Source organism: Pseudomonas sp. PA-6-3C (assembly GCF_021605825.1).
Taxonomy (GTDB): Bacteria; Pseudomonadota; Gammaproteobacteria; order Pseudomonadales; family Pseudomonadaceae; genus Aquipseudomonas; species Aquipseudomonas edaphica.
This window is the reverse complement of record NZ_WKDV01000016.1, coordinates 1-12,558: the sequence shown is the minus strand read 5'-3', so window position 1 is coordinate 12,558 and position 12,558 is coordinate 1. Positions and strand designations below refer to the sequence as shown.

Genomic DNA, 12,558 nt, shown 5'->3' with positions numbered 1-12,558 from the left:
AAGTCCCCTGCCACCGGTGGGGGCAACGAACCTGTGATGGAATTTCAAAAGACATGAGCGACCAACAACTCGACCCGCAAGCCCTGCAACAGGAAGAAAACTCCCTGATCGCCCTGCGCAAGGAAAAGCTTGCTGCCGAGCGCGCCAAGGGTAATGCCTTCCCGAACGACTTTCGCCGTGACAACTACTGCGATGCCTTGCAGAAACAGTACGCGGACAAGACCAAGGAAGAGCTGGCAGAGGCTGCAATCCCGGTCAAGGTGGCGGGTCGCATCATGCTTAACCGTGGCTCGTTCATGGTGATCCAGGACATGACCGGTCGCATTCAGGTGTACGTCAACCGTAAAACCCTGCCTGAAGAAACCCTGGCCTCGGTGAAAACCTGGGACATGGGCGACATCATTGCCGCCGAAGGCACCCTGGCGCGTTCCGGCAAGGGCGACCTTTACGTTGAAATGACCAGCGTGCGCCTGCTGACCAAGTCGCTGCGCCCGCTGCCGGACAAGCACCACGGCCTGACCGACACCGAGCAGCGCTATCGCCAGCGCTACGTCGACCTGATCGTCAACGAAGACGTGCGCCAGACCTTCCGCGTGCGTTCGCAAGTGATTGCGCACATCCGCAGCTTCCTGATGGCGCGTGACTTCCTCGAAGTGGAAACGCCGATGCTGCAAACCATCCCCGGTGGTGCCGCAGCCAAACCGTTCGAAACTCACCACAACGCGCTGGACCTGGAAATGTTCCTGCGTATCGCGCCGGAGCTGTACCTCAAGCGCCTGGTGGTTGGCGGCTTCGAGAAAGTGTTCGAGATCAACCGCAACTTCCGTAACGAAGGCGTCTCGACCCGTCACAACCCTGAATTCACCATGTTGGAGTTCTACCAGGCCTACGCCGACTACGAAGACAACATGGACCTCACCGAAGAACTCTTCCGCGAGCTGGCGCAGCTGGTACTGGGCAGCACTGACGTGCCGTACGGCGACAAGGTGTTCCACTTCGGCGAGCCGTTCGTGCGTCTGTCGGTGTTCGACTCGATCCTCAAGTACAACCCTGAGCTGACCGCTGACGACCTGACCGACATCGACAAGGCCCGCGCCATCGCCAAGAAAGCTGGCGCCAAGGTGCTGGGCTTCGAAGGCCTGGGCAAACTGCAGGTGATGATTTTCGAAGAGCTGGTGGAGCACAAGCTGGAACAGCCGCACTTCATTACCCAGTACCCGTTCGAAGTGTCGCCGCTGGCACGTCGCAACGATGACAACCCGAACGTCACCGACCGTTTCGAGCTGTTCATTGGCGGCCGTGAAATCGCCAACGCCTACTCCGAGCTTAATGATGCAGAAGACCAGGCCGAACGCTTCATGGCCCAGGTGGCCGACAAGGACGCCGGTGACGACGAGGCGATGCACTACGACGCCGACTTCGTTCGCGCCCTGGAATACGGCATGCCGCCGACCGCCGGTGAAGGTATCGGTATCGACCGGTTGGTGATGTTGTTGACCAACTCGCCGTCGATCCGCGATGTGATCTTGTTCCCGCACATGCGGCCACAAGCGTAACCGTAGCGAAATCCGAAGCCGCCTTTTATAAGGCGGCTTTTTTGTGTGACGAATTCAGCCGTCAGCAGAACGGCGCCAAGAGGCACGCGCTGAGCGTTCCCACGCTCTGCACAGGAATGCAGCCCGTGACGCTCCGCATAACTCATTAAAGGAAGATCTGTCGTGAACCGCGTAATGGCTCAAGAAGGCGCCGCCGGCATTGCTGCTGCCGTGGCTGATAGTGTCCAGTACCAGGGCCGCAAGGCCAGCCGTCGAGGCAGCGAGCAACGCCGGCAAGACATTCTCGATGCGGCCATGCGCATCGTCGTGCGTGATGGGGTACGCGGTGTGCGCCATCGCGCGGTGGCAGCAGAGGCCGGCGTGCCGTTGTCGGCCACCACCTATTACTTCAAGGACATTGATGACCTGCTCACCGATACCTTCGCCCAATACGTGGAGCGCAGCGCTGCCTTCATGGGCAAGCTGTGGGTGCGCAATGAAGGCCTGCTGCGCGAGATGGTCGCCTATGGCGATGGCAGCCCGCAGTCACGCTCACAACTGGCCGATGACATTGCACGGCTGACCGCCGACTACGTGATGCGCCAACTGACCAATCGCCGCGAACACTTGATGGCCGAACAGGCCTTTCGCCAGGAAGCCTTGCTTAACCCGCGCCTGGCTGAGCTGGTGCGCTCGCACCAGCAGATTCTGTTGCAGGGCACCGGGCAGTTTTTCCAGGTATTGGGTTCCCGCGAGCCGCAACAGGATGCCAGAGTGTTGACGGCGATAATCGGTCGGATGGAATATCAGGGCCTGCTCGGCGGCCCTGAGCCTCTGACGGGTGAAGAGATGCTTGAGATTCTCAAGCGTTACATGCATTTGGTGTTGGCCTCGGTCTAGCCCCGTGCGCAATCTGCTTTATGTGGGAGCCAGCTCCCACACTTGATGGGGTGCCCAATGAAAGCCTGGCGTGTCATTGCAATCGCCTTGTCCTTCCTGCTGCTCAGCGGTTGCCTGGTCACCTTCAAGGACCCACTGGCGGCCAGTGAAGCCGCGCCCGACGCCTTGCTCGGCCGCTGGTCGAGTAAAAACGCCTGGGGCGAACCGTTGAATCTGCAGATCACCCGTGTCGATCAGCAGCATTACAAGGCCGTGAGCTACCCTAAAGCCAAGCCGGGCCAGCGTGATGAGTACCTGTTTACGGTGTCGCGCCATGGCAACCGCTGGTACCTTTCTGCGCCGTTGCCGGCGGCCTTGGGTGGCAATTACTTCCTGGCCGGTTTTGACTTTGAAGGTAAGGGCGACAAAACGCGTGAATTGGTGGTCTACAACCTCGACCTTGAGCAGATCCATCAAGCCATAGGCCAAAATGCTTTGCGCGGCAGCACCGTGGAAACCGTCGAAGGTGACGGCGTGCGGGTCGACAGCCCCATGGACCAGGTATTTGCCTATCTGGATGACCCGGCCAATGCCGATGTGTTCGTTGAAGCCGTGCGCTACCGGCGCGCGGGCAAATAACGTTTAAAGAGGAAGCACCGGGTGGACGATTACCAGCAGACGATACGCACCTTGTCCGATCGCATTGTGCTGGCACAAACACCGATTCGCGTCCTCGACGCCGTGAAGTGGGACGAGAACATTCGCCAGGGCTTTCTCAAGGCCAAGGGCAAGGCCATGCCGGCCGTGGACCGCGATTACTACCTGGGCCGGCCGCTGTCGTTTGACTCCAGCGCGGTGAAGCTGGAGTTCCAGAACATCGAGCGCGACATCACCCGTCGTCTCGGCCAGTTCAGCCCGGTGGGGCAGATCATGCGCCGCATGTGCCGCGAGTACCGCATGGTGGTGCGCATGCTCGAAGCGCGGGGCACCGAGGACTTCGGCCTGATTTCCCAGGAACTCTACGGCGCCGCCTCGGACGCGTTCCACGCCGGTGACCCGACGCTGGCCGACCTGGGCCTGATGATGTCTGACTACCTCAACCAGATCGACGGCCGTGGCGACCTCAAGGACGAAGCCAAGACGCTCACGGCCAAGCATGCCGTGGCCTTGCTGCAAACCCGTTTGAATAAGGTGTTCGGTGAGGCCGAAGAGACCATCCGCGTCTTCGAGTCCGACGGTATCGTCGCCGATGCGGCGGCGGGCGCCGACTACATCAAGATCCGCGCCGACGCGATGTTCAACGAGCGTGATGTGCGCGCGCTGGAAGTGCACGAAGGCCTGGTGCACGTCGGCACCACGCTCAATGGCCAGAACCAGCCGATCTGCACCTTTCTGTCCAAAGGGCCGCCCTCGTCAACGGTGACCCAGGAAGGCCTGGCGATTCTGATGGAGATCATCACCTTTGCCTCCTACCCCAGTCGCCTGCGCAAACTGACCAACCGCACCCGTGCCATCCATATGGTCGAAGAGGGCGCCGACTTCCTGCAGGTATTCGAGTTCTTCCGCGAGCAAGGCTTTGAGATGGCCGAAAGCTACGGCAATGCCAGCCGCGTGTTCCGTGGTTCGACGCCGACCGGTCTGCCGTTTACCAAGGATTTGTCCTACCTCAAGGGCTTTATCATGGTTTACAACTACATCCAGTTGGCCGTGCGCAAAGGTAAGTTGGAACAAGTGCCTCTGCTGTTCTGCGGCAAGACCACCCTGGAAGACATGCGCACCTTGCGCCAACTGGTCGACGAAGGCCTGGTGGTGCCACCCAAGTACCTGCCCGAGCAGTTTCGCGACATGAACGCCCTGGCGGCGTGGATGTGCTTCTCCAACTTCCTCAACCACCTGAGCCTGGACCGGATCGAGGCGGATTACTCGAATATCCTGTAGAGATTTCCCTGACACAACCGAATCAAAAAGGTGGGAGCTGGCTTGCCTGCGATAGCGGTGTATCAGTCACCGCTGTTTTAACTGAAAGACCGCTATCGCAGGCAAGCCAGCTCCCACATTTGATCTCATTGGTTCTTGAGAAATGAGTACAACCTATCAGCGAGGCTTCAACGGATGAGAATCCTCGGCATTCTTTGCCTGCTACTCACTTTAAACGGCTGCAGCTCACTGCTGTTCTACCCCGAACCCGGCCTGCCGTTCACGCCGGAAAAAGCCCACCTGGCCTATCGCGACGTCACCCTCACCACCGCCGACGGCGTAAAGCTGCATGCCTGGTGGCTGCCGGCCAAACCCGGTGTGCCGCTCAAAGGCACGGTGCTGCACCTGCACGGCAATGGCGGCAACCTGGCCTGGCATCTGGGTGGCAGCTGGTGGTTGCCGGAGCAGGGCTATCAAGTGCTGTTGCTGGACTATCGCGGTTATGGCCTGTCTGAAGGCAAGCCGTCCTTGCCGGCGGTGTATCAGGACATCGATGCCGCATTCGGCTGGATCGACAAGGCCCCTGAAACCCAAGGCCAGCCGCTGATCGTGTTGGGCCAGAGCCTGGGCGGTGCGCTGGCGGTGCATTACCTGGCGGCACACCCGCAGCGCCAAGCCCAGCTCAAGGCCCTGGTCCTGGACGGCGTGCCCGCCAGTTATCGTGATGTAGGACAATTCGCCCTCAGCACCTCCTGGTTAACATGGCCGTTTCAGGTGCCGCTGTCGTGGCTGGTGCCCGACGCCGACAGTGCGATCAATGCCATGCCCCAGCTTACCGGCGTGCCCAAGCTGCTGTTCCATAGCCTGGATGACCCGATTGTGCCGGTGGCCAACGGCATTCGCCTGTATCAGGCCGCGCCGCCGCCGAGGGTGTTGCAGTTGACCCGTGGCGGCCATGTGCAGACCTTCGCCGACAAGACCTGGCAAACCGTGATGCTGCGCTATCTGGACGACCCGCAGTACTTCAATGGCCTGCGCCGCCTGGGCGAGATACCGAATTACCCTATTCCTAAAGTTGATTCATCAGAGAGCCCGCAATGAGCGAAGAACGCAACATGATCCCGCTGATCCTCACCGGCATCGGCACCATCATCGGCACCGTCGGCTGCCTGTGGTTTTACGGCTACTTGCACTTCGCCAAGCCGGAAGATGCCTTGTTGCTCAGCGACTTCACCATGCTCAAGACCGTGCCGGGCGAGGACTACAAGGTCTCGCTGACTCCGGCTGCGCAGGTGGCGCAATGCATTGATGGCGTATTGGTGATGTTTGATACCGAACAGAAAGGCTTGAGCGGCGTACTGGTCAATAACAAGAAACAAGCCGTGCGTTGCATGGGCCAGGAAACCCCGCAACTTCAAGAGTAAAGCGCTTCAATGCAGCGATACTGAAATATCTGGAACCGTATTCCGTAGGATGCCACTTAAGGGCTTGTCAGCGCTGCTGATGGATAACTTATGAATGGCCAGCCAAGGGAGAGTTACGGTGAATATTGCTGCGATAGACAGGATGTTGGATATGGCCCGGGCGCAGCAAAGTTTGGATGAGTTCAGCGAGTGGGACGCAGAGCTTTCCCAAAAGGAGCAGGACGAAACCAGGCGGCGCACGGAGTTCGAGCTGGCGGGCGGCGACGACAGCAACCGTCAGATCCAATTCTGAAGCAAAAAAAACCACCGTTTCCGGTGGTTTTTTCATCCTGCGTCAATCAATCAGTTAGCAACGGAAGAGCGTGGCTTGACTGGCTGGTTGTCGTTGGAGATGGTCACTTCAACGCGGCGGTTCATGGCACGGCCCGAAACGCTGCCGTTGTCGGCAACCGGGTATTCCTTGCCGTAACCCTGGGTCACGATGCGCGAGATATCCACGCCTTGTTGAGCCAGTGCACGTTGTACCGAAGCGGCACGACGCTCGGACAGGCTCTGGTTGTACGAGTCCGAACCGGTGCTGTCGGTGTAGCCTTCGACGATCACTTTACGGTCCGGGTTGTCGCGCAGGAACTGAGCCAGTTTGGTGATGTTCACCAGGCCACTGGATTTCAGGTCGGACTTATTGGTGGCGAACAGCACGTCACCGAAGGTCACCAGAGTGCCGCGATCAGTCTGCTTGGCGTTCAAGCTGTCTTGCAGTTGCTTGATCTGTGCATCACGGGCTTGCAGCAGGGCGCGAGCACGTTCGTCGCCGGCGTTTTTCAGCTTGGCTTCGGATTCACGCAGCGAGATGGTGTCTTTGGCCACTTCCACACGCTGGTTGGTCAGGTAGGCCAGTTGGTCGACCTTCTTCTCGTCTTCCTTGTCGCGGTAGGCCTTGTCAGCCTTGTCCAGCCAATCCTGCGCGTCCTTGGTTTCCAGCGCCGCTACCTTGGTGGCTTGCGGGTTGGATTGCAGGGCCGAGAAGTTGGTCCGTGCGTTTTCCAGGTTCTGGTTCGGCGGGGTGGAGCACGCCGCCAGAGCAACGCTCATCGCCAGCAGGGCAGGGATCATCAATTGTTTACGCATAGTCGTGTCGTCCTTTCAATTCGATATCGGGTGCAGTGCAATCAGTGGCGGCGGCTTATTGCTGTTTGATAACAGCCGGGCGCATGCCTTCCTGACGCAGTTCCTGCACAGCTTTCTGGGAATCCTTCACAGCCTGGTCAGCTTTGGCAGCCTGGGCCTTGCGCTCTGCGACTCGGGCATCCCACTCGGCTTGCTCAGCCAGTTGACGCGCTTTGTCGTAGTTTTTGTCATGCATGGCCAGTTCGGCAGCTTTGAGCTTGTCCTGGGCCGACTTCATTTCTACCGCTGCGTACTCGGTGCCGCCGGCGCTGACTGCGCTGTTTACGGCGGACTGGGTCACGGCGTATTGCTCGGTCGGAGGGTTGCCGGCGCAGCCCGCCAGAACGAAGCTGGTGCCGATTGCCAGCGCGGCCAATTTCAGCCCGCGCAGATGGTTAAACGAGGATTTGGCAGTGCTGGTCTTCATCGTCTTCAACTCCATTGGATAACTCCTGAAAAAATCAAAATCCACTTCATTGGTTGGCGGTTGCAGGCCCGGCGGTAAAGCACCAAATGCCCTTTCAAACGGCCGTTCCAAGTGATGGCTTACTGGCTGTGACCGGAGCGTTTTTTCAAAAGTTCAGCGGAGATGGCGATTTGCCTAAAAAAATATCTGACTGTTTGGTCAGCGTTTAAAAGTTTGAACTTTCGCGTTGCGCAGAGGTACTCCGAGCCTCTGTGAGGCCCGGAATACAGGGGTTAAACGGGGGGTGTCGAAGGTTTGTCAGTGTTGCTGTTTATCGGCGGTGGCTGATAAATCATGCAGATAGCGGCGTGACAGAGTCAGAAAGCGCGGCGTCGGGCCGACGTCCTCGTACAGTGGGTCACCCTCTTCATCGGTGGCGATCACATGCTGGCCCTTGATGTAGGGGAAGCTCGCTTCCAGCTCTTCAAGGGCCGCGCCGATCAGTTCGCCGAGCAATTCTTCGGTGCTGCGCTTGGGGTACATCTCGGCGATAGCGGCCAGGCGCGCAGCGGACTCGACGTCCAAGTGGATCGCGTACTCGGTTTTGGTCAGGCGACCCTTCGCGTTCTCTTCCCAATGTTGGGCCAGTTCTCGAATTTTCATGGCAACCTCAATAAGCCCGCGATGGCAGGCGGTGATGGGTGTCCAGTCGCCTGCGTGGGTAACACGACGACTCACTGTTGAGACTAGCTGCAAGTCGCAAGGTTTAAAGTGTCTTGTCAGAAACTGACGCGGGCGGCACTCTGGAAGGCCTGCGCGTCCCGGATTTCTGGCTGGAGATTGGCTGATGAGTGATATCGATGCACGCTTGCGTGAGGATGTTCACCTGCTGGGTGAGCTGCTGGGCAACACCATTCGAGAACAGTACGGCGATGCTTTTCTCGACAAGATCGAGCAGATCCGCAAAGGCGCCAAGGCTGACAGACGAGGTGCTGGCGATGAGCTGAGCACCCGCCTCAATCAGTTACAGGAAGATGAATTGCTGCCCGTGGCCCGGGCCTTCAACCAGTTTCTCAACCTGGCCAATATCGCCGAGCAGTACCAACTGATCCATCGGCGCGATGAATCGCAACCAGCGCCCTTCGAGTCTCGCGTATTACCGGAGTTGCTGGCGCGCCTGCAAAGCGAAGGTCACAGCAATGAGTCCCTGGCCCGTCAGTTGGCGCGCCTGGAGATTGAGCTGGTGCTCACCGCCCACCCGACCGAAGTGGCGCGCCGCACCTTGATCCAGAAATACGATGCGATTGCCGCACAGCTGGCGTTGCAGGATCACCGCGACCTCACCAGCGCCGAGCGCGAGCAGATTCGCCAGCGCTTGCAGCGGCTGATCGCCGAAGCCTGGCACACTGAAGAGATCCGCCGCATCCGGCCCACGCCGGTAGACGAAGCCAAGTGGGGCTTTGCGGTGATCGAGCATTCGCTGTGGCATGCCATTCCCAATTATTTGCGCAAGGCCGACCAGGCCTTGCACGCCGCCACGGGCCTGCGCCTGCCACTTGAGGCGGCGCCGATCCGCTTTGCTTCGTGGATGGGTGGCGACCGTGACGGCAACCCGAATGTCACCGCGCCGGTCACCCGCGAAGTGTTGCTGCTGGCGCGCTGGATGGCGGCGGATCTGTACCTGCGAGATGTCGATCATCTGGCGTCCGAGCTGTCGATGCAGCAGGCCAGCCCTGCATTGCAGGCCAAGGTCGGTGATAGCGTCGAACCTTACCGTGCCTTGCTCAAGCAACTGCGCGAACGCCTGCGCGCCACGCGTCAATGGGCGCATACCTCACTGACCGCCAGCACGCCTGCGCCTGCCGATGTGTTGCAAAACAACCGCGACCTGCTCGACCCGTTGGAGCTGTGCTACCAGTCGCTGCATGAGTGCGGCATGGGCGTGATCGCTGATGGCCCGTTGCTCGACTGCCTGCGCCGTGCCGTGACCTTCGGCTTGTTCCTGGTGCGCCTGGACGTGCGTCAGGATTCCAGTCGTCACTCGGCGGCCATGACCGAAATCACTGATTACCTGGGCTTGGGCCGTTATGAAGACTGGGACGAAGAAGCGCGCATCAGCTTCCTGAGCAAAGAGCTGACCAATCGCCGACCGCTGCTGCCGGGTTATTTCAAACCGTCGGCAGACACCGCCGAAGTGTTGAACACCTGCAAGGAAATCGCCGCCGCACCGGCTGCATCACTCGGTTCTTATGTCATTTCCATGGCGGGTGCCGCGTCGGATGTGCTGGCCGTGCAACTGTTGCTTAAAGAGTCGGGCGTGCAACGGCCGATGCGCGTGGTGCCGCTGTTTGAAACCCTGGCCGACCTGGATAACGCCGGGCCGGTGATGGAGCGTCTGCTGCAATTGCCGGGTTATCGCGCGCGCTTGCAAGGCCCGCAGGAAGTGATGATCGGCTATTCGGACTCGGCCAAGGATGCCGGCACCACCGCCGCTGCCTGGGCACAGTACCGGGCGCAGGAACGGCTGGTGGATATCTGCCGCGAGCAACAGGTGGAGTTGCTGTTGTTCCATGGTCGCGGCGGCACCGTTGGCCGTGGCGGCGGCCCGGCGCATGCGGCGATCCTGTCGCAGCCGCCAGGCTCGGTGGCGGGGCGTTTCCGTACGACCGAACAAGGCGAGATGATTCGCTTCAAGTTCGGCCTGCCGGACATTGCCGAGCAGAACCTCAACCTTTATCTGGCTGCCGTGCTCGAAGCCACGCTGCTGCCACCGCCGCCACCTGAGCCGGCCTGGCGGCATCTGATGGATGAATTGGCAGCAGACGGTGTCAGTGCTTACCGCGCCGTGGTGCGGGAAAATCCGCAGTTCGTCGAATACTTCCGCCAGTCCACACCCGAGCAGGAGTTGGGCCGCTTGCCATTGGGCAGTCGCCCGGCCAAGCGCCGTGCGGGCGGTATCGAGAGCCTGCGCGCGATTCCGTGGATCTTCGGCTGGACCCAAACCCGCCTGATGCTGCCCGCCTGGCTTGGTTGGGAAGCGGCATTAAGCAAGGCGCTGGAGCGTGGCGAAGGTGAGCTGTTGGGGCAGATGCGCGAGCAATGGCCGTTCTTCCGCACCCGCATCGATATGCTCGAGATGGTACTGGCCAAGGCCGATGCCGACATCGCGCGGCTGTATGACGAGCGTTTGGTGCAGCCGGACCTGCTGCCATTGGGTGCGCACTTACGCGACCTATTGTCGCAGGCGTGCGACGTGGTACTTGGCCTGACCGGCCAGTCGCAACTGCTGGCCCATAGCCCGGACACGCTTGAGTTCATTCGCCTGCGCAACACCTACCTCGACCCGCTGCACCTGTTGCAGGCCGAATTACTGGCACGCTCGCGCCAGCAGGAGGCGGCGCAGGACAGCCCTCTGGAACAGGCGCTGCTGGTGTCTGTAGCCGGTATTGCCGCCGGTTTGCGCAACACTGGCTGAGGTTTTCTGCGTGTTCTCAATGGCTTGCAGATAAACAACGACGGCCGCCCGGAAACGGGCGGTCGGCGTTTAGGAGGCGGGGTTGCACTCAGGCATACCCTACCTATGACTGCATGGCGGGCGCGGTTCTTGCGACTTTTGGCGGCTTGTATGGATAGAGCCTGCTGTGTATCTTGATCAGCCTTTGGCCGTTTGATCGGCCAGGACCCACATTTTTACGAGATTGGCCCCACGCGGCGAATCCGAGCGTCATCTCTATAAAAAATTGAGGAGCACATCGATGCGCGTCATTCTGCTGGGAGCTCCCGGGGCCGGTAAAGGTACTCAGGCAAAGTTCATCACTGAAAAATTCGGCATTCCACAAATCTCCACCGGTGACATGCTGCGTGCCGCCGTCAAGGCTGGCACCGAACTGGGCCTGATCGCCAAGAGCGTAATGGACAGCGGCGGCCTGGTCTCCGATGACCTGATCATCAACCTGGTCAAGGAACGCATCAGCCAGGAAGATTGCAAGAACGGTTTCCTGTTCGACGGTTTCCCACGCACCATTCCCCAGGCGGAAGCCTTGGTGAAAGCCGGCGTTGAGCTGGACGCTGTGGTTGAAATCGCAGTTGAAGACGAAGAAATCGTTCAGCGTATTGCGGGCCGTCGCGTTCACGAAGGCTCGGGCCGCGTGTACCACATCGTCTACAACCCGCCAAAGGTTGAAGGTAAAGACGATGTGACCGGTGAAGACCTGGTACAGCGTAAGGACGACACCGAAGAAACCGTGCGCCATCGCCTGTCGGTCTACCATTCGCAGACCAAGCCGCTGGTGGATTTCTACCAGAAGCTTTCGGCTGCCCAAGGCAAGCCGAAGTACAGCCACATCCCTGGCGTGGGTTCGGTAGAATCCATCACTGCCAAGGTGCTTGAAGCACTGAGCTGATCCTTCGATCGGCTTTGCGTACAACGGCCCGCTTGCGGGCCGTTGTTGTTTATACTGGCGCACTTTTTTCGACTTGGACACCTACACCGATGAGCACCCTGCTGGCCCTGGACACCGCGACTGAAGCTTGCTCCGTCGCCTTGCTGCACGATGGCAAGGTAACGAGCCACTACGAGGTGATCCCGCGTCTGCATGCGCAGAAGCTGTTGCCGATGATCAAGCAACTGCTGGAAGAGGCGGGCACCACGCTGTCTGCCGTGGACGCGATTGCTTTCGGGCGTGGCCCGGGCGCCTTTACCGGCGTGCGTATTGCCATCGGCGTAGTGCAAGGCCTGGCCTTTGCGCTGGAGCGCCCGGTGTTGCCGGTGTCCAACCTTGCGGTATTGGCCCAGCGTGCATTGCGTGAACATGGTGCCACACAGGTGGCGGCGGCGATTGATGCGCGCATGGATGAAGTGTATTGGGGCTGCTACCGCGAAACCGCTGGCGAAATGCGTCTAGTGGGCGTGGAAGCCGTACAGCCTCCGGAATCGTCGGTGTTGCCTGCTGATGCCAGCGGCGATTGGTTCGGCGCCGGCACGGGTTGGGGTTACGGTGAGCGCATCGACGTAAAGCTGGCTGGCCAGGATGCAACAATGTTGCCGCATGCCGAAGACTTGCTGACCTTGGCGCGCTTTGCTTTCGAGCGCGGCGAAGCGATTCCTGCTGACCAGGCTGCACCGGTTTACCTGCGCGATAAAGTTGCGCAAACCAAGGCTGAGCGCGGCCTTTAAGTGTGGCGAGGGAGCTTGCTCCCGTCGGGCCGCGAAGCGGCCCCGCTGTTAATA

The 12,558-nt window shown here is 59.9% G+C and carries 13 protein-coding genes; 10 read left to right on the top strand and 3 right to left on the bottom strand.

All coding sequences use genetic code 11. The features are described 5' to 3' along the window. The first annotated feature begins 53 nt into the window (after positions 1-53). From lysS to GIW48_RS12925, 7 genes are all read left to right on the top strand, one after another. Positions 54-1,556 (top strand): lysine--tRNA ligase, encoded by a 1,503-nt coding sequence (lysS, locus tag GIW48_RS12955; protein WP_017137101.1) that lies wholly within the window; start codon positions 54-56, stop codon positions 1,554-1,556. A 162-nt stretch (positions 1,557-1,718) separates the two neighbouring features. Next, on the top strand, positions 1,719-2,435 hold the full coding sequence (locus tag GIW48_RS12950) for a TetR/AcrR family transcriptional regulator (protein ID WP_026013712.1): 717 nt from the start codon (positions 1,719-1,721) through the stop codon (positions 2,433-2,435). Positions 2,436-2,492: 57 nt separating this feature from the next. Next, the gene (locus tag GIW48_RS12945; RefSeq protein ID WP_099548539.1) at positions 2,493-3,053 is read left to right on the top strand and encodes a hypothetical protein; all 561 of its coding nucleotides are present in this window, start codon (positions 2,493-2,495) and stop codon (positions 3,051-3,053) included. 21 nt (positions 3,054-3,074) lie between these two features. Next, on the top strand, positions 3,075-4,352 hold the full coding sequence (locus tag GIW48_RS12940) for a flavohemoglobin expression-modulating QEGLA motif protein (protein ID WP_017137104.1): 1,278 nt from the start codon (positions 3,075-3,077) through the stop codon (positions 4,350-4,352). A 174-nt stretch (positions 4,353-4,526) separates the two neighbouring features. Beyond that, a complete protein-coding gene (locus GIW48_RS12935) occupies positions 4,527-5,432 on the top strand; it encodes an alpha/beta hydrolase (RefSeq protein WP_099548540.1) in 906 nt (301 codons plus the stop codon). After that, positions 5,429-5,755 carry a hypothetical protein gene (locus GIW48_RS12930; RefSeq protein ID WP_017137106.1) on the top strand — a complete coding sequence of 109 codons (327 nt, stop codon included), beginning with the start codon at positions 5,429-5,431 and terminating at the stop codon, positions 5,753-5,755. Before GIW48_RS12935 ends, GIW48_RS12930 begins: the two co-directional genes overlap by 4 nt. 118 nt (positions 5,756-5,873) lie before the next feature. Then, complete coding sequence (locus GIW48_RS12925) at positions 5,874-6,047, top strand: hypothetical protein (protein WP_157786501.1); 174 nt, start codon at positions 5,874-5,876, stop codon at positions 6,045-6,047. 50 nt (positions 6,048-6,097) lie between these two features. Here GIW48_RS12925 and GIW48_RS12920 read toward each other — a convergent pair whose 3' ends face one another. The 3 genes from GIW48_RS12920 to GIW48_RS12910 all read right to left on the bottom strand — a co-directional run bounded on the left by GIW48_RS12920 (position 6,098) and on the right by GIW48_RS12910 (position 7,991). Continuing rightward, entirely contained in the window at positions 6,098-6,883 is a 786-nt protein-coding gene (locus GIW48_RS12920) for an OmpA family protein (RefSeq protein WP_017137108.1), read from the bottom strand. Between the two features lie 55 nt (positions 6,884-6,938). Then, positions 6,939-7,364, bottom strand: coding sequence for a DUF4398 domain-containing protein (locus tag GIW48_RS12915; protein ID WP_017137109.1), 426 nt, complete (start codon positions 7,362-7,364; stop codon positions 6,939-6,941). 282 nt (positions 7,365-7,646) lie between these two features. Further along, on the bottom strand, positions 7,647-7,991 hold the full coding sequence (locus GIW48_RS12910; RefSeq protein ID WP_099548541.1) for a pilin assembly protein: 345 nt from the start codon (positions 7,989-7,991) through the stop codon (positions 7,647-7,649). A 184-nt stretch (positions 7,992-8,175) separates the two neighbouring features. On the opposite strand from GIW48_RS12910, the gene ppc reads away from it, so the two are divergent. The 3 genes from ppc (at position 8,176) to tsaB (ending at position 12,504) form a co-directional block, all read left to right on the top strand. Next, positions 8,176-10,803 (top strand): phosphoenolpyruvate carboxylase, encoded by a 2,628-nt coding sequence (gene ppc / locus GIW48_RS12905; protein WP_169985358.1) that lies wholly within the window; start codon positions 8,176-8,178, stop codon positions 10,801-10,803. Between the two features lie 280 nt (positions 10,804-11,083). Further along, entirely contained in the window at positions 11,084-11,731 is a 648-nt protein-coding gene (gene adk, locus GIW48_RS12900) for an adenylate kinase (protein WP_056857561.1), read from the top strand. An 89-nt stretch (positions 11,732-11,820) separates the two neighbouring features. After that, positions 11,821-12,504: a tRNA (adenosine(37)-N6)-threonylcarbamoyltransferase complex dimerization subunit type 1 TsaB gene (tsaB, locus tag GIW48_RS12895; protein WP_236460202.1), complete on the top strand. Its 684-nt coding sequence runs from the start codon at positions 11,821-11,823 to the stop codon at positions 12,502-12,504. Positions 12,505-12,558: the final 54 nt, after the last annotated feature.